Annotated in this window: 22 protein-coding genes; 10 read left to right on the forward strand and 12 right to left on the reverse strand. The window is 50.9% G+C overall.

The window, feature by feature from the left end:
* Window position 1 precedes the first annotated feature (1 nt).
* The 5 genes from UM181_14265 to UM181_14285 form a co-directional block, all read right to left on the reverse strand.
* The gene (locus UM181_14265; protein WQC62467.1) at window positions 2–583 is read right to left on the reverse strand and encodes an invasion associated locus B family protein; all 582 of its coding nucleotides are present in this window, start codon (window positions 581–583) and stop codon (window positions 2–4) included.
* A 314-nt stretch (window positions 584–897) separates the two neighbouring features.
* The gene (gene mmsB / locus UM181_14270; GenBank protein WQC62468.1) at window positions 898–1,770 is read right to left on the reverse strand and encodes a 3-hydroxyisobutyrate dehydrogenase; all 873 of its coding nucleotides are present in this window, start codon (window positions 1,768–1,770) and stop codon (window positions 898–900) included.
* Window positions 1,771–2,811, reverse strand: a complete 1,041-nt coding sequence (locus UM181_14275; protein WQC62469.1) for an enoyl-CoA hydratase/isomerase family protein — start codon at window positions 2,809–2,811, stop codon at window positions 1,771–1,773.
* The gene (locus tag UM181_14280; GenBank protein WQC62470.1) at window positions 2,808–3,950 is read right to left on the reverse strand and encodes an acyl-CoA dehydrogenase family protein; all 1,143 of its coding nucleotides are present in this window, start codon (window positions 3,948–3,950) and stop codon (window positions 2,808–2,810) included. The genes UM181_14275 and UM181_14280 overlap by 4 nt, the downstream gene beginning before the upstream one ends.
* Before the next feature lie 191 nt (window positions 3,951–4,141).
* On the reverse strand, window positions 4,142–5,641 hold the full coding sequence (locus UM181_14285) for a CoA-acylating methylmalonate-semialdehyde dehydrogenase (GenBank protein WQC62471.1): 1,500 nt from the start codon (window positions 5,639–5,641) through the stop codon (window positions 4,142–4,144).
* Between the two features lie 102 nt (window positions 5,642–5,743).
* Between UM181_14285 and UM181_14290 the strand changes: the two genes are divergently transcribed.
* The 3 genes from UM181_14290 to coaD all read left to right on the forward strand — a co-directional run bounded on the left by UM181_14290 (window position 5,744) and on the right by coaD (window position 7,698).
* Entirely contained in the window at window positions 5,744–6,640 is an 897-nt protein-coding gene (locus tag UM181_14290) for a LysR family transcriptional regulator (protein ID WQC62472.1), read from the forward strand.
* Window positions 6,641–6,704: 64 nt separating this feature from the next.
* Window positions 6,705–7,139: a CBS domain-containing protein gene (locus tag UM181_14295; GenBank protein WQC62473.1), complete on the forward strand. Its 435-nt coding sequence runs from the start codon at window positions 6,705–6,707 to the stop codon at window positions 7,137–7,139.
* Between the two features lie 64 nt (window positions 7,140–7,203).
* Complete coding sequence (gene coaD, locus UM181_14300; GenBank protein WQC64769.1) at window positions 7,204–7,698, forward strand: pantetheine-phosphate adenylyltransferase; 495 nt, start codon at window positions 7,204–7,206, stop codon at window positions 7,696–7,698.
* Between the two features lie 15 nt (window positions 7,699–7,713).
* On the opposite strand, the gene gap (UM181_14305) is transcribed toward coaD, so the two are convergent.
* The 3 genes from gap (UM181_14305) to tkt all read right to left on the reverse strand — a co-directional run bounded on the left by gap (UM181_14305) (window position 7,714) and on the right by tkt (window position 12,197).
* Window positions 7,714–8,718, reverse strand: coding sequence for a type I glyceraldehyde-3-phosphate dehydrogenase (gap, locus tag UM181_14305; protein ID WQC62474.1), 1,005 nt, complete (start codon window positions 8,716–8,718; stop codon window positions 7,714–7,716).
* A gap of 244 nt (window positions 8,719–8,962) precedes the next feature.
* Window positions 8,963–9,967 (reverse strand): type I glyceraldehyde-3-phosphate dehydrogenase, encoded by a 1,005-nt coding sequence (gene gap / locus UM181_14310; GenBank protein WQC62475.1) that lies wholly within the window; start codon window positions 9,965–9,967, stop codon window positions 8,963–8,965.
* 211 nt (window positions 9,968–10,178) lie between these two features.
* The gene (gene tkt / locus UM181_14315) at window positions 10,179–12,197 is read right to left on the reverse strand and encodes a transketolase (protein ID WQC62476.1); all 2,019 of its coding nucleotides are present in this window, start codon (window positions 12,195–12,197) and stop codon (window positions 10,179–10,181) included.
* 219 nt (window positions 12,198–12,416) lie between these two features.
* Between tkt and UM181_14320 the strand changes: the two genes are divergently transcribed.
* Both UM181_14320 and UM181_14325 read left to right on the forward strand, forming a co-directional pair.
* Window positions 12,417–12,776: a hypothetical protein gene (locus UM181_14320; GenBank protein ID WQC62477.1), complete on the forward strand. Its 360-nt coding sequence runs from the start codon at window positions 12,417–12,419 to the stop codon at window positions 12,774–12,776.
* Window positions 12,777–13,124 carry a cell division protein ZapA gene (locus tag UM181_14325; protein WQC62478.1) on the forward strand — a complete coding sequence of 116 codons (348 nt, stop codon included), beginning with the start codon at window positions 12,777–12,779 and terminating at the stop codon, window positions 13,122–13,124.
* 48 nt (window positions 13,125–13,172) lie between these two features.
* Here the strand turns inward: UM181_14325 and grxD are convergent, their stop codons facing one another.
* The 3 genes from grxD to purL all read right to left on the reverse strand — a co-directional run bounded on the left by grxD (window position 13,173) and on the right by purL (window position 16,135).
* Window positions 13,173–13,535, reverse strand: a complete 363-nt coding sequence (grxD, locus tag UM181_14330; GenBank protein ID WQC62479.1) for a Grx4 family monothiol glutaredoxin — start codon at window positions 13,533–13,535, stop codon at window positions 13,173–13,175.
* Between the two features lie 86 nt (window positions 13,536–13,621).
* Window positions 13,622–13,873: a BolA family transcriptional regulator gene (locus tag UM181_14335; protein ID WQC62480.1), complete on the reverse strand. Its 252-nt coding sequence runs from the start codon at window positions 13,871–13,873 to the stop codon at window positions 13,622–13,624.
* A 102-nt stretch (window positions 13,874–13,975) separates the two neighbouring features.
* Window positions 13,976–16,135: a phosphoribosylformylglycinamidine synthase subunit PurL gene (gene purL / locus UM181_14340; GenBank protein WQC62481.1), complete on the reverse strand. Its 2,160-nt coding sequence runs from the start codon at window positions 16,133–16,135 to the stop codon at window positions 13,976–13,978.
* 219 nt (window positions 16,136–16,354) lie between these two features.
* Between purL and UM181_14345 the strand changes: the two genes are divergently transcribed.
* The 3 genes from UM181_14345 to UM181_14355 are packed head-to-tail and all read left to right on the forward strand — an operon-like array spanning window position 16,355 to window position 19,273.
* On the forward strand, window positions 16,355–17,374 hold the full coding sequence (locus UM181_14345) for a pyridoxal-phosphate dependent enzyme (protein WQC62482.1): 1,020 nt from the start codon (window positions 16,355–16,357) through the stop codon (window positions 17,372–17,374).
* Window positions 17,364–18,524, forward strand: a complete 1,161-nt coding sequence (locus UM181_14350; GenBank protein ID WQC62483.1) for a Xaa-Pro peptidase family protein — start codon at window positions 17,364–17,366, stop codon at window positions 18,522–18,524. The genes UM181_14345 and UM181_14350 overlap by 11 nt, the downstream gene beginning before the upstream one ends.
* Complete coding sequence (locus UM181_14355) at window positions 18,524–19,273, forward strand: Asp/Glu racemase (GenBank protein ID WQC62484.1); 750 nt, start codon at window positions 18,524–18,526, stop codon at window positions 19,271–19,273. The genes UM181_14350 and UM181_14355 overlap by 1 nt, the downstream gene beginning before the upstream one ends.
* Before the next feature lie 253 nt (window positions 19,274–19,526).
* Here UM181_14355 and UM181_14360 read toward each other — a convergent pair whose 3' ends face one another.
* Entirely contained in the window at window positions 19,527–20,429 is a 903-nt protein-coding gene (locus UM181_14360) for a LysR family transcriptional regulator (protein WQC62485.1), read from the reverse strand.
* 163 nt (window positions 20,430–20,592) lie between these two features.
* On the opposite strand from UM181_14360, the gene UM181_14365 reads away from it, so the two are divergent.
* Together UM181_14365 and UM181_14370 are read left to right on the forward strand one after the other, a co-directional pair.
* Window positions 20,593–24,000, forward strand: a complete 3,408-nt coding sequence (locus UM181_14365; protein WQC62486.1) for an indolepyruvate ferredoxin oxidoreductase family protein — start codon at window positions 20,593–20,595, stop codon at window positions 23,998–24,000.
* Between the two features lie 60 nt (window positions 24,001–24,060).
* Window positions 24,061–24,939, forward strand: a complete 879-nt coding sequence (locus UM181_14370) for a lysophospholipid acyltransferase family protein (GenBank protein WQC62487.1) — start codon at window positions 24,061–24,063, stop codon at window positions 24,937–24,939.
* Window positions 24,940–24,951 lie beyond the last annotated feature (12 nt).

A 24,951-nucleotide genomic window follows, 5' to 3' on the forward strand; every position in this document is an offset into this window, starting at 1 on the left:
TTTATTGATTTAAAATTTTATTGAATCCGGCTGTAAACCCGCTGAGCGATAAGTTTAAATTTAAGGCTTTGTTCGGCGCATCCATATGGCGGATCGTAATAACAGATTGGTCGCCCGCTTTCATCAATGCGATATCGTCTTCGGTTAAACCGATGCGTGCGATGCATCCGATTTCTGTACAGAATGAATAGGGGTAGCTTTTGGTTATTTCGGCATCAAAGCCAATCGTCATGCGTGCTGTTAAAAGCGTTTTAAGCGGCACGATAATCGTAGCGCCGGCAATTGCGGCTTGGCCTTGTGGAAGCGGAAAGACCATAATCTCGCTTAAGGGATTACCTTCATTATTGACTAATAATTGAAACAATTCGCAGGGATCTTGTCCGTTCTCGCTGCGTATGCAGCGCATGCTCCAATCGCCTATGCGCTCAGCAATATAGGGTTGGCCGATATTTGGAACTTCAATATTCAAACCAAGTGACAATGAGTCTGCCGCATTCTGCTCAGATTGTTGAGCATTCACGAACGACGCCATACAAAGAGTTATGGCACTTAGAGCGCTGCGGATCGAAAAGCGAAAATTCATATTTTGTTTCCAATGTTTACTAGGCCATTGTTCGACCCGTTTCTGACCCTCTTATATGTTCATGAGAGGCGTATGACGCAAGCTTTATTCTAAATTTAAGTATCATGCTGCGAGATAAACAGCATCGTAACGCCGGTTATTGAAAAGTTTTCGATTGACGTGCTCGCAAACAGGAGCTTGATGTGCACCGATCCGTTACGTCAAAAAGGTTTTGAATTTTGCGCTATTTTAGGCGCAGCTGACTGTCGACTATACGAAATTTTTTACTTGTCATGCGCCCTGAGTTTCAATTCCACCTCGTCGTTTTAAAGTCTTTAGCAGCGTTTACGCTGTTCAAAGCGTGGCAGCATCGCAGAAAAATCTTTTCCAAGGCCATCTTCATCTTCCACGAAGGTTTGATATAGCTGCGTTGCCGCTTGCCCGAGCGGCGTGTCAGCGGCCACGGTTTGCGCGGCTTGTTGGCTGAGACGCAGATCCTTTAGCATCAATTCTGCTGAAAACCCGGGCCGATAGCCATTATCTGCGGGAGAATTCGGCCCAATACCTGGCGCAGGGCAATAGGCATTCATCGACCAGCTATATCCTGAGGAGGTGCTGACCACATCAAACATTGATTGACGGTCTAGGCCCAATTTATCGGCAAGCGCGAAGGCTTCGCAGGTGACAATCATGGTTGCGCCAAGGATCATATTATTGCAGATTTTAGCCGCTTGCCCATTGCCGCTTTCACCACAGTGAACAGATTTTTGACCCATAATGTCAAATAGTGGTTTTGCGGTAAGAAACGCCTTTTCAGGCCCGCCGACCATGAAGGTAAGCGTACCTGCTGACGCGCCGCCGATACCGCCAGAGACTGGTGCATCCAAGGTCGCGACATTGGCGGCATTGGCCATTTCGCTTATTTCGCGTGCGCTTTGAACATCGACTGTCGAGCAATCCAGAAAAATGCTTTCAGCGCGCATATCCGGTATGATCTGGGCCGCAACAGATTTTAGAATTGCGCCGTTCGGTAGCATGGTAATCACGATATCGGCGTCAGCGGCGGTGGCGGCGGCCGAATCCATGATCTCAACCCCCTCGGCATGCACGGTCATTGTATCAAAACCGCGCACCATATGGCCCGCACGTACAAGGTTTTCCGCCATTGGGCGCCCCATATTTCCAAGGCCAATAAATCCAATTTGCATTTAACTCTCCTTCACGTTCAATTCCAAAGCGCCCAATGGGGTCAACATGCTTCGGCTGGCCTTTTGAGGCACCTCTGTCAGATTAAATTGCCAGTTCGGGTTTCTGTCTTTGTCGATAATCGCCGCGCGAACGCCTTCTAAAAAATCACCAAACTCCATAGCGCGCGCGGTAAACCTGTATTCATACCTCAAAGCGCGATAGATATCGGGGCCTTCATCGCGCAATTGGCGCAGCAGCAAAATCGTACTGGCCATCGATAAAGGCGCGTTTCTGCTTATCATTTTAAGGCTTTTTTGGCTAAGGGCATCATCGCTCGCGGTAAGGGACGAGATCAGGCCCGCCAGCGTTTCATTCGAGAAATGCCGATCTATTTGGGTTTGAAGGGCTTTCAAATCGCTGCTCGGAGCAGGCTGGGCCGCGTTGACGATATGCGCGGTATTTCCCGTTTTTTCCAAAGTTTCGATCAAGGTTTTCCAGTGGCTTTGTGGAATGAAGTGATCCGCAAAACCGGCATATATCGCATCTGCAGCGGCCATTCTTGCCGCCGTCAAACCCAAATATTCACCCAAATAGCCTGGAGCGCAGGCCAAAATATAGGATCCGCCCACATCGGGGATCAACCCGATGCCACATTCTGGCATAGCAATTTGGCTGGTTTCTCCCACAATACGGTGGCTGCCATGGCAAGAAATTCCAACGCCCCCGCCCATCGTAAACCCCTGCATGAAAGCAATATAGGGTTTGGGGTAATTATAGATTAATGCGTTCAGGCGATATTCAGCCGCCCAAAACGCCTGCCCATAAGCATAATCCCCTTGGCTGCCGGTCTTGTATAATTCAGAAATATCTCCCCCAGAACAAAACGCCCGATCGCCCTCTGCATCAATAATTACCAGCTGGATATCGCTTTTATCGCGCCAGGTCAGCAGCGCCTGCTCAATCGCGCTGCACATCTCAGCAGTCATGGCATTTAGCGCCTCAGGCCGTTGTAAGGTGATACGCCCGGCGTGACCAATCTGGCGAATAGAGATATCGTTCATCTATCTGCCAGCATTTGGCGCGAGATAATCATCCGCATGATTTCGTTGGTGCCTTCCAAAATCTGATGAACGCGCAAATCACGAACGATTTTTTCAATGCCGTAATCGGCAAGATATCCATAGCCACCGTGCAATTGCAGGCATTGATTGGCGGTCTCAAAGGCATTGTCGGTTACCAAAAGTTTTGCCATAGCGCAGAATTTTGTGGCATCTGAAGCCTGCATGTCTAATTTCCACGCGGCTTGGCGCAGGAAGCTGCGTGCGGCTTGCATCTTTACTTCCATATCCGCCAATTTGAATTGTAGGGCTTGAAATTGATCAATCGTTTTGCCGAAGGCCTTGCGCTCCCCCATATAGGCCAGCGTGGATTGTAAGGCCTGCTCTGCGCCGCCTAAGGCGCTTGCCGCAATATTCAAGCGGCCGCCATCCAGCCCAGCCATCGCATATTGAAACCCTTTGCCTTCTTCACCCAGCAGATTTTGAGCAGGAATTGGGCAGGCGTCAAACTGAACTTGCGCCGTGGGCTGCGCGCGCCAGCCCATTTTATCCTCGAGAGCGCCATAGCTTAGCCCATCGCTGCCAGCTTCCAGAATGAAAGCCGAGATGCCTTTTGGGCCCTCAGCCCCGGTTCGGGCCATTACAATATATGCATCTGAATACCCACCACCTGAGATAAAGGCCTTGGTTCCGTTAAGCTGATACCCTTCATTGGTCCGCGTGGCTTGACTGCGCAGCGCTGCCGCGTCTGATCCCGAGCCAGGTTCGGTCAGACAATAGCTGAAAATCAAATCCATTTGGCATAAGCGCGGCAACCATCTTGCGCGGGTTTCTGGATCGCCGTAACGATCGATCATGCCGCCACACATATTGTGAATTGATAAAAAAGCTGAGACTGAGGGGCAGGCCATTGCTAAAGCTTCAAACACCAAGGTCGCATCAAGCCGACTTAATCCGGATCCCCCCATCTCGTCAGAGACATAAATACCGCCCAAACCCAGCTGCGCAATTTTGGGCCACAGCTCTTTTGGAATGGTGCCTTGCTTTTCCCAATCGCGCGCGAAGGGGGCAATATGCTCTTGGCCAAACTCATAAGCCATATCAAAGATTGCGGTTTGTTCGCTGCTTAACGAAAAATCCAAAGAAGTCCTCCTGCATGTGTGTCGTTGGGGTGAGATAGAATGATTGGCGCTTTCTTGACCGCTATGCAAGTCCCAAGATAGCGGGTGAGCTTGCAGATAAGGCCGTTTTGCGGGTTTGCTCACATGACCAATTGACTGGCTCAGATGTAGGAAAGGTAAGCCGCTAAATTGGTGCGGCTTACCTAGATGTGTTAATCCATCGCTTTGAAATTAAACTCGCCGCCTTCTTTGATACCAGAGGGCCATCTAGACGTGATGGTTTTGGTTCTTGTGTAGAATTTAAACGCGTCGGGTCCGTGTTGGTTCAAATCGCCAAACACGGATTTTTTCCAACCACCAAAGGTGTGATAGGCAAGGGGCACTGGGATTGGAACGTTAATACCGACCATGCCAATATTGATCCGATTGGCAAAATCGCGCGCCGCATCTCCATCGCGCGTGAAAATTGCCGTGCCATTGCCATATTCATGATCCATCGCCAATGAGATGGCTTCTTCATAGCTTCCGGCGCGTACTGTGCTGAGAACTGGGCCAAAAATTTCTTTTTTATAAATGTCCATTTCTGGAGTGACCCGGTCAAAAAGATGCGGGCCAACAAAAAAACCATCTTCATAGCCTTGCAAACTGAAATCGCGCCCATCCACAACAAGTTCTGCGCCTTGCTTTATACCGCTTTCCACCAACCCCAGAATATTTTGTTGCGCAGCTTTGGTGACAACCGGGCCATAATCAACCTCATCGCCCGCCGTGTAAGGGCCAACTTTTAGCTTTTCAATGCGCGGCACTAATTTTTCAATCAGGCGGTCGGCGGTTTCATCGCCCACGGGCACCGCAACAGAAATCGCCATACAGCGCTCGCCTGCAGCCCCATATCCGGCGCCGATCAACGCATCGGCTGCCTGATCCATATCCGCATCTGGCATGATGATCATATGGTTTTTGGCACCACCAAAACACTGAACGCGTTTGCCATTGCTGCAACCGCGGCCGTATATATATTCGGCGATCGGCGTCGATCCGACAAATCCGATCGATTGGATCACAGGATTGTCTAAAATCGCATCAACCGCTTCTTTATCGCCATTGACCACTTGTAAAACGCCTTTTGGCAACCCTGCCTCCTCCATCAGCTCTGCAAGCATTAAAGGCACGGAAGGATCCCTTTCGGATGGTTTGAGAATGAAGGCGTTGCCGCAGACAATCGCCGGCGCGAACATCCACATCGGGATCATTGCGGGAAAGTTGAACGGCGTTATTCCAGCCGTAACCCCTAGGGCCTGACGCATCGAATACATATCAATGCCAGGGCCGGCGCTATCGGTGAATTCACCCTTGAGCATTTGCGGTGCACCAATGCAATATTCCACCACTTCTAACCCGCGCTGCACATCGCCTTTGGCATCTGGCAGAGTTTTGCCATGTTCCCGGCTAAGCGCTTCGGCAAGCTGTTCCATATCACGGTTGAGCAAATCGACAAATTTCATCATGACACGGGCGCGGCGCTGTGGGTTCACGGCCCCCCAGGCACGCTGCGCCGTCTCGGCAATTTCTACAGCCTGAGACATTTCGGCGGCTGACGCCAGAGGCACTTTTGCTTGCACTTCCCCGGTGGCGGGATTGTACACATCCGCAAAGCGCCCGGAGGTTCCCTTTACATGGGCCCCGCCAATATAATGCGTTAATTCAGTCATGTTTTTTCTCCTGTCAATTTTACATAAGCATAGTCTTGCAAAAATGCTATGAACAGGGGCAATATCACAAATAGGTAATGCATAAATGCAGGGTATGATGGTATGCAACAAAATTGGGATGATATCAGAGTGTTTTTGGCGGTGGCGCGTCATGAAACCTTATCTGCGGCTGCACGTTCGCTGCGGATCGATCCGGCCACGGTTGGGCGCCGAGTGACACGGCTAGAAGAGCGTGCAGGGGTTGTTTTATTTGCGCGGTCTTCGGTTGGTTATGTGTTAACGGGATCGGGAGATCAGTTTTTGCGGCACGCTTTGTCGATGGAGGGCGCGATGGCAGATCTATCGCGCGACTTGCAAGGCCGTGACGGAACGTTGAGCGGCCAAATTCGGATAGGTGCGCCGGATGGCTGCGCAAATTTTGTGCTGCCGAAAGTCTGCGCTGATATCTCGCGCGCCAATCCTGATCTAGATATTCAGATTGTTTCCATGCCACGGGTTGTCAATTTGACCAAACGTGAAGCCGATATGGCGATCGCGGTGAGCCCGCCAAATTCAGCCCGTTTAAGCGTACAAAAAATAACCGATTACAAGTTGCACTTGGCCGCTTCTGAAGAATACTTGGAAAAATTCGCTACGCCCGACACGTTGTTAGATTTAAAAACGCATAAAATTATAGGCTATATCGCCGATATGATTTTTGACAAGGAATTAGATTATCAAAATTATCTTGGACAAGATCGGGTGGTGCTGGGATCAAATTCAGTTTCTGTGCAATATCATTGGCTGCGGGCAGGGGCAGGGATAGGGATTGCGCATGATTTTGCGTTGCCATCTGCAGGTAACCTGAAACGTGTGATGCCTGATCAGCTGTCTTTAACGCGAAGTTTCTATCTTTTACGCTATAAAGAAGATCAAAGGCTTGAGCGTATGAACCGCCTCGCGCAGGCGCTTGTCGCCGGGATTCGGGCTGAAATCAGCCGATTGGAAGCCTTAGCTTGACAGCTGCCTGTTAAGGCTTCAGCCTAACAGTGTGTGATTGATTTATAAAATAAGAGGTGGTGGTATGTTTGTTCAGCACATTCTTAATACAAAAAATAACGCGAATTTGATCACGGTGCCGTTGAAGACGGATCTGTCTGGGGCCATCTCAATTCTTGCTGCGCGTAAGATCGGTGTGGTCATCGTTTCAGAAACGGGCAAAAACGCGCTCGGAATTCTATCTGAGAGGGATATTATTCGTGCATTATCCGAAGCCGGAACGAATGCTCTATCAGCGCCGGTTGAACAATTTATGTCACGCGACGTTGTGACCTGCAGCCCGCAAACAAGCGCGGATGATGTTTTGGCGCTGATGACGGAAAACCGGTTTCGTCACATGCCGGTCTTGGAAGAGGGTGCGTTGATCGGTTTGATCTCGCAGGGCGATGTGGTTTTCGCGCGTCTGCAAGAGATTTCGATGGAGAAAGACGCGCTACAAGGCATGATTATGGGGCATTAGCCCCTTGCATTTGACCGTGGAATAATATTTGTGCGGCTTAAAACAGTAGCGAATGAGTGATAAGATGCGCATTGGTCTTTATCCTGGTACGTTTGACCCGATAACGCTCGGTCATATCGATATTATTCAAAGGGCGGCGATGTTGGTGGATCGATTGGTGATCGGTGTGGCCATAAATCGCGATAAAGGGCCTTTGTTCACATTAGAAGAGCGCGTTGCCTTGATCGAGGCGGAATGTGCCGTTTTATCGGTGAAAACCGGTACAGAGATCGTGGCGCATCCGTTTGAAAACCTTTTGATCGATTGCGCCCGTGATGTAAAAGCGCAGGTGATCGTGCGCGGGTTGCGGGCGGTTGCCGATTTTGAATATGAATTTCAAATGGTGGGTATGAATCGGGCGATGGATTCATCGATCGAAACCGTGTTTCTAATGGCCGAAGCCAAGCATCAAGCGATTGCGTCAAAATTGGTGAAGGAAATTGCCCGATTGGGCGGAGATGCGTCCAAATTTGTTACGCCAACCGTTTTGGAAAGCCTGCAGGCCAAACTTCCCAAGTGATCACCGCGCGTCTGTTTACAGAAACTTAGCCATTTGCGTAGCTGTGTCCAGCATACGGTTGGAAAAGCCCCATTCATTGTCATACCAAGACAGGATGCGGCACATCGTGCCTTCCATAACCTTTGTTTGATCCAACGCCACGATGCTTGAGCGGCTGTCGTGATTGAAATCCATTGAGACAAGAGGTTCATTGGTGGTGCCCAAAACGCCCTTTAACGTCCCTTCAGCCGCGGCCGCTTCAAACGCGGCATTGATTTCGTTAATAGTGGTGTCACGGCTGGCTTCAAATGTCAGATCGACGCAAGATACGTTCGGCGTTGGCACCCGGATGGAAACCCCGTCTAATTTGCCAAACAAATCTGGCATCACCAATCCAACCGCGCGGGCCGCGCCAGTGGTGGTTGGGATCATGTTCAGCGCAGCAGAGCGGGCACGATAGAGATCTTTATGCATCGTGTCTAAGGTAGGCTGGTCGCCAGTATAGCTATGGATCGTTGTCATAAAGCCCCGTTTTAAGCCGATACTGTCATTCAGCACTTGTGCCACCGGAGCAAGGCAATTTGTTGTGCAAGAGGCGTTCGAGATTACGATGTCTTGGTCGCTTAACGCGCCGTGATTGACGCCATAGACGATGGTTTTATCAGCGTCCTTACAGGGGGCCGAGACAATCACCCTGGCGGTTCCATTTTCAAGATGCTGGGCGGCCGTTGCGCGCTCTGTAAAAAATCCAGTGCATTCCAATACAATATCGACATCCTTCCAAGGCAGCTCGGCAGGGTTGCGGATCGCTGTCACCGCGATTGGTCCATGACCAATATCAATAGAATTATCTGTGATTTCAATTTCACTGCCGAACCGACCATGGACGCTGTCATATTTCAAAAGATGCGCATTTGTTTGAACAGGACCAAGATCATTGATTGCTATAACTTCTAGATCATTGCGTGGATTTTCTGAAAAAGCCCGCAAAATATTGCGACCAATGCGGCCAAAGCCATTAATAGCGATTTTTGTAGTCATCTCGGCCTCTATTGATTTTAATAAGTTAGCGCTAACATTGACAATTAGCTCAGAAAGTCAACTGCAAATAGCCCGAATGCAGCGCATGGCGGTCAGTTTTATAGAAGTTTTTCGAGCTTACAGAGCAAGGCACGCAAATTAACCACCCACAGATACCGCTCTTTATGCCAAATGCAGTGAAAGCTGCCAAAGCTATGCGGCGTCTACAGGCTGGTTGGGCGCTGACATAGCCAGCGCGGCAATGTCAGTGCAGCAATTGCCCCATGGTCGCGGCAACATCTGCCATACGGCATGAAAACCCCCACTCATTATCATACCATGCCAAGACGCGAACGGTGCGCCCTCCAATGACTTTGGTTTGATCCGGCGCAAAAATGGTCGAATAGGGCGTGTGGTTGAAATCGATCGAAACTTTTGGTTCTGGATCGTAGGAAAGTACATGTCCCATATGCCCCGCAGCGGCCTCTTCAATAACGGCATTCACCTCTTCGACCGTTACATTTTTTGCAGCCTCAAATGTTAGGTCAACGGCCGATACATTTGGTGTTGGCACGCGCATTGCGGTGCCGTCCAACTTACCAGCAAGCTCAGGCAGAACCTCTCCTAGGGCTTTGGCTGCGCCGGTCGAAGTGGGGATCATGGCCATCGCGGCTGCGCGGGCGCGGTAAAGATCATTATGCCGGCGGTCCAGCATTGGTTGATCGCCCGTGTAAGAGTGGATCGTGGTCATAATTCCGCGTTCAATACCGATTGCATCATTTAACGTTTTCGCGAGCGGTGCGAGGCAATTGGTTGTGCAAGAGCCATTTGAAACCAGGCGATGTTCGGTGCAAAGCTCGCGATGGTTCACGCCATAAACGATCGTTTTATCCACGTTTTTGGCGGGGGCCGAAATCAAAACTGATTTTGCCCCTCGCTCCAAATGGATCGAGGATTTTAAGCCATCATTAAACTGACCAGTGCATTCTAATACAACATCACAGCCAGACCAGTCTAGCGCGGCCGGGTCATAAGACGACATCACATCCATCGGTCCGCGGCCCAGGTCAATCGTGTTCCCGGCGACCGTTACCGTGCCTAGAAAGCGGCCATGAACGCTGTCATAGCGCAACAAATGCGCATTGGTTTCCACGGGGCCGGTGGCGTTGATCTTAACGACCTGCACATCATTTCTTGCGCTTTCCGCAATATGAGCCAATGTTGAGCGGCCAATCCGCCCGAAGCCGTTTATTCCCACTGTGACTGTCATCGCTTACCTCATTTTCATGAAGCATCTATAGAATGTTTAAATAGTGTTGAACACTATTTATCGTCTATTTTCCAATATGTTAGCGATAACTTGTGCGGTTTAAAAAATGCTTGCGCTAACAATATGTTTTCAAAAATAAGTTGGATGGGCCAACGAGCTTTGCGCGCCTAAATTTGCGACTCACCCGATGGCCTATCGTAGAGATATTTGGTTACCGAAGCTCTTCGGCGCAAGACGCAACAGCCTTTGCCGTGATTCCAAAATGTTCGAATAATGTGCCAGCTGGCGCAGAGGCTCCGAAACCTGACATACCGATAAATGCAGACCGGTTTGCCCGTGCGCGCTCGCCCAACAGCCACTGATCCCATCCTTGGCGAATCCCTGCTTCAATACCAACACGCACTGCGCTGCCCGCGGGCAAAACCGATCTACGATAACGCTCATCTTGCGCCGCGAATAATTCCATGCAGGGCATTGATACAACGCGCGTGCCAATGCCTTTTTCTTGCAACATATCGCGTGCTTCAATGGCAAGGCTAACCTCCGAACCGGTCGCGATCAAAATTACCTCGCGCTTGCCCGTGGCTTCTGCCAAAACATAGGCGCCGCGTGCCGAGAGATTGGCCGATTTATGGCTCAAACGGACGGTTGGCAGATTTTGCCGCGACAGCGCCAAGACAGAAGGTGTTTTGGGGCTGGTGAAGGCCAATTCCCAGGCTTCAGCCGTTTCAACGGCATCCGCAGGGCGGAAGACATACGTATTGGGCGTGGCGCGACTGATCGCCAAATGTTCGACGGGCTGATGAGTTGGGCCGTCTTCGCCCAAACCAATACTGTCATGCGTCATAACAAATACGGTTGGAACCTTCATCAGGGCCGCCAACCGCATCGCGGGGCGTGCGTAATCGGTAAAGCACATAAAAGTACCACCATAGGGGCGCATGCCCCCATGCAACGCCATTCCGTTCATCGCCGAGGCCATACCATGTTCGCGAATGCCCCAATACACATAGCGGCCCGCGCGGTTATCGATATCAAAGGCGCTCATATCTTTGGAGCGCGTGTTGTTTGATCCAGATAAATCGGCCGATCCGCCAACTGTTTCTTGCAGGATCGGGTTGATCACGTTTAGGGCCAATTCGCTCGATTTACGGGTGGCTTGCTTTGGAGCTGTTTCTGAGATTTCTTTTTTGAACTTGCGGATCGCGGATGCAAGTTTGTTGGGCGCTTCATTCGCGTAGGCGCGCGTAAAATCGGCTTGCTTGCTGGCGGATAAAGCCTTGAAACGCGCCTCCCATAGCGCATGCTCGGAGTGGCCACGGGCGCCAAAGCCTTCCCATGCAGATTTGATATTTTTGGGAATGTCGAACGCGTCGGATGTCCAGCCATATGCCTCTTTAGTGTCTGCGATCAATTGTGGGTCGGTAAGGGCGCCGTGGCCTTTTGAGGTGTCTTGGGCGCTTGATCCAAGCGCAATATGGGTTTTACAAGCAATCATTGAGGGCTGTTTGGATTTTTTGGCTACTGTGATCGCGCGATCAATCGCTGCGGGATCATGGCCGTCAATTTCTTGCACATGCCAGCCGGACGCCGTGAAACGGGCCAATTGATCCGTGCGGTCGGCCAAATCGACGCTCCCATCAATCGTGATGTTGTTATCATCCCAGAACACCACCAGTTTGCTTAAAGCATGGCGCCCAGCGAGCCCAATCGCCTCTTGGCTCACACCTTCCATCAGACAACCATCGCCCGCGATAACATAGGTGAAATGATCCACAATTTTTTGACCATAGCGCGCGCGTTGAATTTCTTCTGCCATTGCGAATCCCACCGCGTTGGCGATGCCTTGGCCGAGTGGTCCGGTTGTGGTCTCAATAGCATCAGATAGAAAATTTTCCGGATGGCCTGCAGTTTTAGCGCCCAATTGGCGGAAATTTTTAAGCTCTTCGATCGGAAAATCGCTGTAGCCCGTCAAATGGAGCAAGCTGTAAAGCAGCATTGACCCATGGCCGGCCGATAGAATGAATCGATCACGATCGGGCCAAGTGGGGTTTTTTGGATCAAACTTAAGATGCTTTTCATAGAGCACGGTGGCGACATCAGCCATTCCCATTGGCATGCCGGAATGGCCCGAATTTGCAGCGGCGATTGCATCCAATGTAAGGGTACGAATGGCACAGGCGTTCTGCCAATGGTCTGAATGCAAAGAACGTAGCGTTTGAATATCCATATTGGCATCATTTCCTATAAAAAGCAGAGAACGAGCGTTGCATAACAGCCCTGCCGCGAAGTTCAAGCATAACCCGCAGCCGGAAACGGAGATTTGCCATCACTGATATATTTTGGTGATGGTTTTGAACGCGCTTTGCCGAAAGTTTCATCTGGATTTGCGCCGCATCAGAAGTTATGGTTGATTTGTAAAACGCGTGAAGAAGCAAAAGGTTAGGCGATGGAGCAAATTAAAGAATTCGAAAAGCGTATGGACGCTGCTCTTGATCATATCGCGGTGCATTTGAAATCGTCACCGCAAGCCGGCGAAAAAAAAGATCACGCTGTCGCTGAACTTGACCTGTTAAAAGCTGAAAATACCGCTCTGAAATCCGAGCTTGACGCGCTGGCCGAGCCAAAAATTGCAAACGATAATCAGGAAATCGTAAACAGGCTTAGTGCTGAGAAGGCAGATTTGGCGCAGCGCCTTGAAGCGTCAGAGCAAGCGCGCAAAGAGCAGGCGTTTGAAGTTCAACAACTCTATGAAGATTTGGCAAAGCTCCTTGGCCGAACGGATATCTCAGAGAATGGAGAAGCATAAATGGCACGCGTAAATGTTGAAATCGGCAACCGCCCCTTTGACGTGGCCTGCGAGCCCGGGCAAGAGGGGTTTTTGACGGCTGCTGCGGCATTGCTTGACGCAGAAGCCACCGAGCTTTCGGCCCAAATAGGGCGCCTTCCAGAGCAACGTATGCTGTTAATGGCGGGGTTGATGTTGGCGGATAAGATGGCGAGCTTGAAACTTCAGCTTGCACAAGCGGAAGAAAAACTTGCCCAGCAGCCGCAACCTACAGCGGGACATGACGCGGCGGGTTTAGATGCCGAAAGCCTGTCTATTCTCAACCGGCTTGTTGAGCGCGGCGAAGACTTGGCCGCACTCGGCCGTTGACGGTATGATTTCTGTTTGATGGGAACAAACACGCCCAGAATGGGGCGCTTATCCGTTGGCTTCGCGAATTTTATCTGCGGCATCCTTGTCGAAGGCAACGTTGCTCTCTGAAAACAGCGCATCCAATTCACCTGATAGGGTCATCTCGGTAATGATATCGCATCCGCCCACAAATTCACCATTCACATAAAGCTGGGGAATCGTTGGCCAATCTGCAAAGTCTTTGATGCCCTGACGGATCGCATCATCGGCCAAAACATTGATATCTTTGTAATCAACATCCATGTAATTTAGCACGCCAGCGATACGGCTTGAAAACCCGCATTGCGGCATCTCTTTTGTGCCCTTCATGTACAGCACGACAGAATTTGATTTAATGGTCTCTTCTATTTGTACTTTTGTGTCGCTCATCTGGATCTCTCTTACTTATAGGTCAACGGTTTGTTTCTTTACGTCGCCATTGGTGGTTTTTTGTTTTTAATTCGGGTGTGCGTGCTTTAGATCTTAGCGTCGGGTGCCTTTGTGGTTAGGGCGAGCGCGTGCAATTCGCCATGCGCGCCATCCATTTTACCTTTGAGCGCGGCGTAAACGGATCTTTGCTGTTGAACCCTATTTTTACCTTGAAAACTTGCATCAACAACCTCTGCGGCATAATGATTTCCATCGCCCCTCAAATCTTTGATGGTGATATCAGCATCGGGGAATTCAGCCCGAATAAGATCTTCAATTTCCTGCGCCGTCATTGCCATGATGCAAGCCTCACTTTCAGATCAAATGTAGGATGCGGCCAGTGGCTGTGCAAGAGCCGATCCGAAAAGAAAACGCGCGCGGGCGCGTTCTGTCAATCTTGCCTAATCAAACAAGGTTCCAAAGCTCGAATTATAAAGCTCTGACAGCGCGCTTAGATCTGCATGCGCGGATCCAAAGCGCAACTGATCGCCCTCAAATCGACCGATTGATGAAAGCGTCACGCCGGCTTGACCGGCTGCAATCATCAGGGCTTCGGCCTGATCAAAATTGCAAGCGATGAGATAACGGGCTTGGTCTTCACCGAACAAATAGGCCATATCTTCGCTTTGAATATAAAGCCCGGTGTCGGCGGCATGCGCCATTTCAAATGCTGCCAAGGCCAAACCGCCATCGGATAAATCGCTGCAAGCTTTGATCAGCTCTCGGTTCTCTAAAATAAATTGACCATTGCGGCGCTCTTCATCGAGATCAACGCTGGGCGCATCGCCATCTGAGCGGTTGAACACGCTGCTCAACAGCGCTGAACAGCCCAAATGCGTACCAGGCGAGCCCAACAGCAATGCTTCATGGCCGGCGCGCGCAACGCCGATAATCGGCTCGTCCTGCGCGCCCACCAGACCAACCGCGCCAATCGTCGGCGTTGGTAAGATCGCAGCGCCGTCGGTTTCATTATACAAACTCACATTTCCCGAAACAATCGGCATATTCAGAGCAGAAACTGCCGCGCTGATACCTTTAATTGCGCCCACAAACTGGCCCATGATTTCTGGTTTTTCTGGATTGCCAAAATTCATATTATCGGTGGTAGCCAAAGGCGTTGCCCCCATGGAGCACAAGTTGCGATAGGCCTCTGCAACGGCCTGCTTGCCACCTTCAACCGGGTTGGCCTGTACATAGCGTGGTGTCACATCGCTGGTGAAGGCCAATTGTTTTTCGGTACCATGCACCCGAATAAGCCCTGCGCCCAAGCCGGGGCCCTGTATCGTATCGGCCATAACCTGACTGTCATATTGTTCATATGCCCACCGTTTGCTTGCGTAGTTCGGATCGCAAATCAAAGCCTTTAGCGCGTCGATCGGGGCAAGTTCGGGAATATCTGCCAAGGCCCCCGCAGGGGGCGTTTCAACCCATGGTCGATCATATTCGGGCGCTGTACCAGAAAGGGCTTTGAGCGGTAAATCAGCCTTGGTTTCTCCGTTTAGACAAATATGGAACCGGTCTTCTGCAATCGTTTCCCCAACAATCGCAAAATCAAGGTCCCATTTTTCAAACACAGCCCGCGCTTCTCCCTCTTTTTCGGGCTGTAACACCATTAGCATCCGTTCTTGAGATTCCGATAGCATCATTTCATACGCAGTCATGTTCAATTCACGCGTCGGCACTTTTTCAAGGTCGAGCCGCACCCCTAAATCTCCCTTATCCCCCATTTCTACCGCCGAGCAGGTTAAACCAGCCGCACCCATATCTTGAATAGAAATCACCGCCCCAGTCTGCATCAGTTCCAAACAGGCTTCCATCAAACGTTTTTCGGTAAACGGGTCACCAACTTGAACGGTGGGGCGTTTTTCTTCGATCGTATCGTCAAATTCAGCCGACGCCATTGTGGCGCCGCCCACACCGTCGCGGCCGGTTTTTGCGCCTAAATAAACGACAGGCATGCCAACACCGGAGGCTGCCGAGTAGAAAATTTTATCCGCATCGGCCAAACCGGCGGCAAAGGCATTGACCAAGCAATTGCCATTATAAGCAGGATCAAAGCGCAATTCACCGCCAACCGTCGGCACACCAAAACAGTTTCCATAGCCACCAATTCCGGCCACAACGCCATGCACCAACTGCCGCGTTTTGGGGTGATCTACTGCGCCAAAGCTAAGTGCATTCATCGCCGCGATCGGCCGCGCGCCCATCGTAAACACATCGCGTAAAATTCCACCAACCCCAGTTGCTGCACCTTGATAAGGCTCGATATACGAGGGATGGTTGTGGCTTTCCATTTTAAACACAACCGCCTGTCCGTCGCCAATATCAACTACGCCAGCATTTTCTCCGGGGCCACAAATCACTTGTGGGCCGCTTGTGGGCAAACTGCGCAGCCATTTCTTCGAAGATTTATACGAGCAATGCTCATTCCACATGGCCGAGAAGATACCCAATTCGGTGAAAGTCGGGACGCGGCCGATGATCTCTAGGATTTTCTGATATTCATCCGCGGCAAGTCCATGGGCCGAAATAAGCTCGTCTGAAATCTCTGGTTCGCGCATTCTCGCCCCTAATGTCAATTTTCTGCACCTCATACGGGAAGCTTTTCTTAAGAGCAAGCAATCGGCCATGGCAAAAACGCCCGCGGGTTGGCCGGGCAGGGCAGGCGTAACGCTTAAATTTTGCGTCTCAAATTCTCAAAGGATAAAATAATCACTTGACTGTCAACGCAACTCCTTCTCTTGTGAGCGTCGGATTTTAAACTTAATGATGAGGCTTTGATGCAGCTTTTAGCAAACCCTTATGTTGGCATGAGTGATGGGTTGAATATGCCGGAAATTCCCCGTCCTAGCGATGATGCGGCAACCCCGCAGGCGCTTTTGGCGCGATGCCCCGTTGCCGCACCTACGCCGATGAAACATTTGCAAGGGTTTGGCGGTGCCGGGGAGGTTTTCGTAAAAGATGAGCGCGGGCGCATGGGGTTGGGCAGTTTTAAAGCACTGGGTGCGGCTTATGTAATAGCGCAAGCGGCTCAAAAACGTGATCTGACAGGTGAAACCTTTGTTACCGCTAGCGCGGGAAATCATGGTCTTTCTGTGGCCGCAGGAGCCAAGGTTTTTGGCGCAAAGGCGGTGGTGTTTCTTTCAGACACGGTGCCTGAAAGCTTTGCGGAAAAATTGCGCGGTCATGACGCAGAAGTTGTGCGGGCCGGCGATAATTATGAAGCCAGTATGCAGGCCGCGCTCATGGCGGCATCTGATAATGGATGGGTTTTATTATCGGATACGTCTTGGGCCGAATATTTAGATACACCTCATCAGCTGATGGAAGGCTATTTGGTTATGGCGGCGGAGGCGGTTGAGCAAATGCAAACCCCGCCAACACATATTCTTTTGCAGGCCGGCGTTGGGGGCTTGGCCTCTGCCGCAGCAGGTTATTTTAGAAAAATGTGGGGGAACGCGCCGCAAATTATTGTTGTTGAACCCGACGCCGCGCCGGCGCTGTATAACAGCATCAAAGCGGGTAGATCTGAAATCACCTTGGGGCCAGCGTCTAATATGGGCCGATTGGATTGCAAAGAGCCCTCATTGATCGCGCTTCAAGGGTTGGCAGAAGATGCAGATCTGTTTTGTTTGATTTCGGATACAGAGGCAGTAGAAGTTTTGCCGCATCTCGACGCGCTTGATCTTGAAACTACGCCCTCTGGCGGGGCCGGTTTGGCGGCGTTGTTTCAAAATATCGAAGGTATTGGTGATGAGTCGCGCGTTTTATGCGTGCTTAGCGAAGCCAGTGACGCCTGATCGCGGGTTTGAAACTGCCGAATTCGAAGGCCGCGTTTTGCGCGCTCAAGCCGCGATGCGGTCGGCGGGGTTGGATGCGATGTTTTTCACAACCGAACCTGAAATACGTTATTTTACGGGCTATTTAACCCGTTTTTGGGAAAGCCCATCGCGGCCTTGGTTTTTGGTCCTGCCTCAATCTGGCAAGCCAGTGGCGGTCATTCCATCGATTGGCGCGGCTTTGATGTCAAAGACGTGGATTACGGATATCAGAACCTGGTCTTCCCCAGATCTAGAGGATGACGGGTTAAGTTTGCTGGCCTCTACGATCAAAGACCGGGTTTCAAAAGCTGGTCGCATTGCGGTGCCATCGGGGCATGAAACGCATTTGCGCATGCCTTTAAGCGATTTTGAGCGTTTGAAAGCTGCCTTGCCTTTATGCGAGTTTACCTCTGATCATGGGATTATGCGTTCCCTGCGGATGGTGAAGTCAGAGGCTGAGATTGCTAAAATCAAAACGGCCTGCGAGATTGCCGGCCGCGCCTTTGATAGGGTGCCCGAGATCGCTCAGCAAGGCAGGCCGTTAGACGCAGTTTTTCGGGGTTTCCAAAGCCTTTGTTTGCAAGAGGGGGCTGATTGGGTGCCCTATCTGGCAGGGGGCCATGGCCCCTTGGGATATGAGGATGTGATCTCGCCCGCTGGACCAGAGCTATTGCAACCGGGGGATGCGTTGATGCTTGACACGGGCTTGGTTCATGATGGGTATTTCTGCGATTTTGATCGGAATTTTGTGGCGGGCAAGCCGGCGCCCGAGCTCAGCGCAGCTTGGGAGAGGTTGTTAGAGGCTGTTGAGGCGGGCAAAGAAGCGGCGATGCCCGGCAAAACCGCTGCAGATGTGTTTCACGCGATGGATAAAATTGTGACCGGCGGCAAGGGAACCGGCGATGCGGGGCGTTTAGGTCATGGGCTTGGTATGCAATTGACCGAATGGCCTTCATTAATCGCATCGGATCAGACCGTTTTACAAGCGGGTATGGTGCTGACATTAGAGCCGGGTATTGCCTTACCCGGTGGAGGTTTGCTGGTGCATGAGGATGATTTTGTCATCCGCGAGACTGGCCCCGAACAATTGTCGCCCTTGGCCTCGCTTAGCCTTCCCCGGCTGGATTGATGGCTGGGCCGTTTCCCTACGCGTTAGGCCAACCGGTTGGCGCGCGGGCAAATATGGGCCTAATTACGTTACAAGCCGACGAAACCATTGAATATGATATGCGGCGCTTGATGCCACAACAGGACGTGGGCTTATACGTTTCGCGTATACGCAGCGCGCCAGATGTGACGTCGGAAACTTTGGCTCAAATGGAACAAGATTTGCCGGCGGCGGCAGGATTGCTGCCTGATCCGATAGATTTTGATGTTGTCGGCTATGGGTGCACGTCGGGAACATCGGTGATCGGGCCAGAGCGCATTGCTGAATTGGTCAGTCGCAATTGTCGTACAAAACAAGTCAGCGATCCATTGACGGCATTGATTGTAGCCTGTCACGCGATGCAGATCAAACGCCTTGCTGTTTTGTCACCCTACATTGAGGATGTCTCAAAAACATTGCGTCGCCGATTGCTAGAGGCGCATATTGAAACGCCGCTTTTTGGATCGTTTGAAGAGCCGTTGGAAACCAATGTGGCGCGTATCTCTCATAATTCAGTGGTTGAAGCGGCCTGCGCGCTTTGGTCAGATCAAAGAGTGGATGCACTGTTCCTATCCTGTACCAACCTTCAAACATTTGAGGCTATTCCGGCGATTGAAGCTGTTATAAACGCGCCCGTTTTATCTTCTAATCAAGTGCTGGCATGGCACATGCAATCTTTATCTGGATTGTTGGGTTTGCATCACGGGCCAGGGCGGCTGTTTGCACGCTGAGCTTGGTGGCACCGGTAATTTGCATCGGTCAGAATGCACAGGTAAGACGGTTCCGTTGGAAATTTCCATTTTGATAGTTTTAAGAAAAAAAGGCCGAGACAATAAAGGCTCGGCCAGGTCCAACAGGGAGTATAAAAACAATCAAATCGTTTTCGAATTTGCACATAATCTGTGCGGTTTGGGTAATCAATAAGCATTGACCCCAATAGATTGCATGTCCGCCATGCAAAAAATGCATAGCAAGGTCGTTGATTTACTGCGTAGCGTCTCGCAGTTTTCGGCGATGCTCAATAATTTCAGAAAGAACAAAATCTCGAAAAGCATCTATACGTTTTGAATGCCGTAATTCTTCGGGATAGGCCAGATAAACCGGCACTTCTACGCTTTCAAGTTCTGGCAAAACTCTTTTAACACCCTCAAAATCTTGGGTAACATAATCGGGCAAAACGCCTATGCCCAGATTGTGTATAACGGCTTGCAAAACGCCGAAATAGTTGTTGACGGTTAACATTGAAGGCAAATCATAGGTCATCAGCTTTTGAACGAGCTGCAGCCCTGCACCCACCTGCGCTGATTTTGTGTTTTGACAAATCAACCGATGATGCCGCACATCCTCAATCTGGGCTGGTTCGCCATGCGTGGCCAAATATTCTGGCGAAGCGTAAAGCCGCATACGTACGCTCATCAACCGCTTTCTGATTAAATCAGCCTGGCTTGGTTCTTTCATGCGAATGGCAACATCGGCTTCGCGCATTGGCAGATCAAGAACCCGTTCTTCGAGCATAAGATCAATTTTCAAATCCGGATAGATCTCGTAAAGTTTTGGCAGCCGTGGTGCCAACCACAAGGACCCAAAGCCGGTTGTGGTTGTAACTCTAAGTTCTCCAAAAACCTCTTCTTCGCTGTCTCGGATGCGTGCCGCAGCTGCCTCTAAGCGCTTGTTCATGGAAATTGTCGCGTCAAACAATAATTCGCCTTGTTCGGTCAGAATTAGGCCCCGTGCGTGGCGGTGAAACAGCGTGGTATTTAGACTTTCTTCGAGCGCACGAATTTGACGACTCACAGCGCTTTGTGACAACCGCAACGTATCACCTGCATGCGTTAAACTGCCCGCATCCGCAACGGCGTGAAAAATTCTAAGTTTGTCCCAATCCATAAAAGCTACCTGCTTTGCTGCGCGTCTGCGCTGTCTTCATCGCTTTAACAAAGCCGCGTGGTGTGACGTTACGGCTCAATTTATTTCTAGCTAAGTCAGTGTGCATGACCTATTATCAGTAAATAGAATTGCGCCGCCAAAAGCAAGCCTGGGAGGGAACGCTATGGGAAGACTTGACGTTTCTTTGGACGATAAATTTGATATTTCCAAACATCAGGTGCTTTTGAACGGCACGCAGGCTCTGGTTCGCTTGATGATCGCGCAGCGCGCGCGTGATGAGACGAAGGGCTGGAACACTGCGGGCTATGTGACGGGGTATCGTGGCTCTCCGCTGGGCGCTGTTGATTTTCAAATGAAACGGGCTGCTCAGGCTTTGGACGCGGCCAATATTACGTTTCAGGAAGGCCTGAACGAGGATCTTGCTGCAACAGCGCTTTGGGGCGCGCAACAAGCGGAATTACGCGGCGAAGGTCTTTATGACGGTGTATTCGGGCTTTGGTATGGCAAGGGCCCCGGGGTTGACCGATCAGGGGATGTGATGCGCCACGTTAATATGGCCGGTACCAGCGCAAAAGGCGGTGTGATTATGGCGATGGGCGATGATCACACAGGGGAAAGTTCGACCACGCTGCATCAGTCTGAATGGGCGATGATGGATGCCCATATGCCCATCGTCAGCCCGGCCGGCGTTCAGGAAATTTTAGATTACGGCCATTACGGCTATGAGCTTTCTCGTTTTAGCGGGCTTTGGGTCGGGTTGAAAACGATGAAAGATACGGTTGAAGTTACCTCGGTGGTGGATGGCAATCCGCATCGTTTGGCCTTCATAACACCCTCAGTTGAGATGCCCGACGAGGGGCTGAATATCCGCTTGATTGACACGCCTACCGAACAAGAAGAACGCTTATTGACCTATAAGGTCGCCGCAGCCGAGGCGTTTTCGCGCGCGAATAAGATGGATAAGCGCCTTTTGGGGCAAACCGGCGCCAAAATTGGTTTTGTTGCCGCGGGTAAAAACTGGTTGGATTTGATCCATGCTTTTTCACTGTTGAATATCGATGAGGCAGAGGCCGAGCGGCGCGGTATTACAGCGTATAAAGTGGGGCAAACATGGCCGCTTGATCAACGCTCGCTTCGCGAATGGGCCGATGGGCTCGATGTGATCATTGTTGTGGAAGAAAAGCGCAAACTGATCGAGCCCCAAATCAAAGAGGCTTTGTTTGATGATTTGCAAGGGCGCCGCGTTTATGGCGCGCGCCATGGGCTGACGGGGGCGCAACTTTTTACGGGAGTGGGCGCATTAGATCCGGTGGAAATTGCTGAAAAACTGGGGCAAATTTTGCGCGAAGAGGGCGCCGCCAGTTCAGAGGTTTTGGCAGGTATGGCGCAGTTAGAGGCAGCCAAGCGTGCCGATAATGCCAGCGAGACTGCAGCGCGTATTCCTTATTTCTGTGCAGGATGCCCGCATAATAGCTCCACCAAGTTGCCCGAGGGTGCCCGTGCTTATGCTGGCATAGGCTGTCATTACATGGCGCAATGGATGGATCGGGAAACGCTCGGCTATACCCATATGGGAGGCGAAGGCGCCAATTGGATTGGCGAGTCGGCCTTTTCAACCCGCAAACACGTATTTCAGAATATTGGTGATGGCACTTATAACCATTCGGGAATTCAAGCGATCCGCGCGGCTGTGGCGGCCGGCACCAACATAACCTACAAAATCCTGTTTAATGACGCGGTCGCGATGACCGGAGGTCAAGGAAATGACGGCGGACTTTCCGCCGCTCGGATAGCCCGCGAAGTTCTGGCGATGGGGATTGAAACGGTTGCCCTGGTCTATGATGATAAGGAAGAGCTTGACCTGAGTGCGTTTCCCAAAGACATCAGCAAAGACGACAGAACGCAGCTGTTATCGGTTCAAAAGAGGCTGTCTGAAACCGAGGGCGTTTCTGTCCTTATTTATGTTCAAACCTGCGCAGCAGAAAAGCGACGGCGGCGCAAGCGTGGAAAATTCCCTGATCCTAATAAGCGGATTTTTATCAATTCAGACGTCTGTGAAGGTTGCGGTGATTGCGGTGTTCAATCCAATTGCGTGGCAATCGCGCCTTTGGAAACCGCGTTTGGCCGCAAACGGATGATCGATCAATCCGCCTGCAATAAAGATTTCAGCTGTGTGAGCGGCTTTTGCCCATCCTTTGTAACATTAGAGGGGGCGACACCCAGAAAAGCGGCCACAACCGCTTTGGATTTGCCCGAGATGCCGCTTCCCCCACTTGCACCGATTGAGGGAACTTGGAATGTGGTGGTGACGGGCATTGGCGGTACTGGCGTTGTGACTTTGGGTGCGGTGATTGCGCAGGCCGCCCAGCTTGACGGCAAAGGCGCCGGCATGATGGAGATGGCCGGCTTGGCGCAAAAAGGCGGCGCGGTGCATATCCATTGCCGCTTGGCAGAAAAACCTGCGGATATCAGCGCGATACGCGTGGCCACGGGCGAATGTGATGTTTTGATCGGTGGCGATTTAGTGGTCAGCGCCGGCGCTAAAACATTGGGGTTAACGCAGAGCGGGCGTACCGGAGCAGTGGTGAATTCGCATGAGGCCGTGAGTGGTGAATTTACCCGCGACACCGAATTTCAGATCCCCCATGACCGTTTGAGCCTTTCATTAGAAGCGCGCTTGCAAGAAAGATTGGATTTGTTTGATGCCTCAGCCTTAGCCAAGACACTGATGGGGGATTCTATATTCTCGAATATGATGGTGCTTGGCGGCGCCTGGCAGCGTGGATATTTACCCCTCAGTCATGATGCACTTAAAGCTGCGATCGAGCTCAACGGGGCTGCTGTGGAAAAAAACCTGTATGCATTTGAGCTGGGCAGATGGGCGGTGTTACACTTGAGCGAAGCGCAGAAACTCTTGGCCCCGAGTTTGATCAAATTGCCGCAAACATTGGATGAAAAAATCGCCATCCGCGCGGATCATTTGAAAGCCTATCAAGGCCGCCGGTTGCGAAAGCGCTATTTGGCATTGGTCTCGAAAATCGAAAACCCTGAATTGAAAGAACTGGTCGCCAAAGCCTATCACAAGCTTTTGGCTTATAAGGATGAATATGAAGTTGCGCGCCTGCACCGGCTGACCCGCGCCAAGGCCGCAGAGCAATTTGAAAATATTGACCAGATTACCTATCATCTCGCGCCGCCCTTGCTCAGCAAATTAGGCCCTGATGGGCGTCCGTTGAAGCGGAAATTTGGCGCTTGGATTGAAAAAGCCTTTGACGTTTTGGCCCGCTTTAAATTTTTACGGGGAACCCCTTTTGATGTGTTTGGCTATAGTGATGAGCGCAGGATGGAGCGAGAGTTGATAAAACAATATGAAGCTGATTTGGCCGCGTTCGCCTTTTCGGGTGGGCCGGTTGATACGGTGGCCCTTCAAGAACTGGCTGAATTGCCTTTGCAAATTCGTGGCTTTGGCCCGGTAAAGTTCTCAAATTATGAAAAAGCCGAAAAGCGGCGCCTTGAATTGCTTGACGTTTTGCGCAATTCTCCGCCCACGTTCACGCAGGCGGCAGAATAAGCAGGTCTGCTTCGCTTTGTTTTAACGTTGATCCATGCCTGTAAATGGAAGGTGTTTTCTTTGCTAAAGCTTCCGCGCATCGCCCGCGACATCAGTTATTCGTATTCCGCGCAAACAAAAGCCGGTAAAACTGTTATTAAATTGATGGAAAATACCACCGGACGACTTCGCTTGATAAAGCGCGCGCGCGGATATGAACAGGAAGTCGCGAATGGGCGTGATTTTTGGCAGGTGATGGTCGAACGATATGGTTTGAGTTTGGATATTGTCGCCGGAGATTTATCGAAAATCCCGACATCCGGCCCACTGATTATGATCGCAAATCATCCTTACGGGATTTTAGACGGTTTGATGATGGGGCATATTTTATCGTCGGTCCGGGGAGATTTTCGTATTTTGGCGAATACGGTATTTCGAAAGTCGGCAGATTTGCAACGCGTTGTTTTGCCCATTTCCTTTGATGAAACAAAGGATGCTGTTCGTGAAAATCTGGCCACTCGAAAAAACGCTTTAGCGTATCTTGCAGACGGGGGCGCAATTGGTGTTTTTCCCGGTGGTACGGTTTCGACAGCCGCAACGCCTTTCGCGCAGCCCATGGATCCGGGCTGGAGATCGTTTACAGCGCGCATGATCAGCAAGTCTAATGCGACTGTGCTACCTGTATATTTCGAAGGCCAAACCAGCAGGATGTTTCAGCTTGCAAGCCATTTACACAACACGCTTCGAATGGGCCTTTTGATAAAAGAGTTTAAAAAACGCATCGATACGCCGGTGCGCGTTGTGGTGGGCGATCCAATCACCCAAGAGGATTTAACAGAATTTTCTACAGATTCGCGGGCGATGATGGATTTTTTGCGTAAAAAAACCTATGAGCTTTCTCCAACGCCGCTTCGATCTTATGACTATGGCTTTGAATTTGAAACGCGGCATAAAGCCTAAGGGGAGCGAAAA

Source organism: Alphaproteobacteria bacterium US3C007, assembly GCA_034423775.1.
Taxonomy (GTDB): Bacteria; Pseudomonadota; Alphaproteobacteria; order Rhodobacterales; family Rhodobacteraceae; genus Thalassovivens; species Thalassovivens spotae.

Bases quoted from the DNA above. Each gene is read 5' to 3' on its own strand.
- tkt (WQC62476.1), bottom strand. From the start codon at position 12,197: ATGGATATTCAAACGCTACGTTCTTTGCATTCAGACCATTGGCAGAAC.
- gap (WQC62475.1), bottom strand. From the start codon at position 9,967: ATGACAGTCACAGTGGGAATAAACGGCTTCGGGCGGATTGGCCGCTCA.
- UM181_14320 (WQC62477.1), top strand. From the start codon at position 12,417: ATGGAGCAAATTAAAGAATTCGAAAAGCGTATGGACGCTGCTCTTGAT.
- purL (WQC62481.1), bottom strand. From the start codon at position 16,135: ATGCGCGAACCAGAGATTTCAGACGAGCTTATTTCGGCCCATGGACTT.
- UM181_14285 (WQC62471.1), bottom strand. From the start codon at position 5,641: ATGACTGAATTAACGCATTATATTGGCGGGGCCCATGTAAAGGGAACC.
- UM181_14265 (WQC62467.1), bottom strand. From the start codon at position 583: ATGAATTTTCGCTTTTCGATCCGCAGCGCTCTAAGTGCCATAACTCTT.
- UM181_14335 (WQC62480.1), bottom strand. From the start codon at position 13,873: ATGGCAATGACGGCGCAGGAAATTGAAGATCTTATTCGGGCTGAATTC.
- coaD (WQC64769.1), top strand. From the start codon at position 7,204: ATGCGCATTGGTCTTTATCCTGGTACGTTTGACCCGATAACGCTCGGT.
- UM181_14360 (WQC62485.1), bottom strand. From the start codon at position 20,429: ATGGATTGGGACAAACTTAGAATTTTTCACGCCGTTGCGGATGCGGGC.
- UM181_14290 (WQC62472.1), top strand. From the start codon at position 5,744: ATGCAACAAAATTGGGATGATATCAGAGTGTTTTTGGCGGTGGCGCGT.
- gap (WQC62474.1), bottom strand. From the start codon at position 8,718: ATGACTACAAAAATCGCTATTAATGGCTTTGGCCGCATTGGTCGCAAT.
- UM181_14355 (WQC62484.1), top strand. From the start codon at position 18,524: ATGGCTGGGCCGTTTCCCTACGCGTTAGGCCAACCGGTTGGCGCGCGG.
- UM181_14365 (WQC62486.1), top strand. From the start codon at position 20,593: ATGGGAAGACTTGACGTTTCTTTGGACGATAAATTTGATATTTCCAAA.
- mmsB (WQC62468.1), bottom strand. From the start codon at position 1,770: ATGCAAATTGGATTTATTGGCCTTGGAAATATGGGGCGCCCAATGGCG.
- UM181_14345 (WQC62482.1), top strand. From the start codon at position 16,355: ATGCAGCTTTTAGCAAACCCTTATGTTGGCATGAGTGATGGGTTGAAT.
- UM181_14275 (WQC62469.1), bottom strand. From the start codon at position 2,811: ATGAACGATATCTCTATTCGCCAGATTGGTCACGCCGGGCGTATCACC.
- grxD (WQC62479.1), bottom strand. From the start codon at position 13,535: ATGAGCGACACAAAAGTACAAATAGAAGAGACCATTAAATCAAATTCT.
- UM181_14295 (WQC62473.1), top strand. From the start codon at position 6,705: ATGTTTGTTCAGCACATTCTTAATACAAAAAATAACGCGAATTTGATC.
- UM181_14325 (WQC62478.1), top strand. From the start codon at position 12,777: ATGGCACGCGTAAATGTTGAAATCGGCAACCGCCCCTTTGACGTGGCC.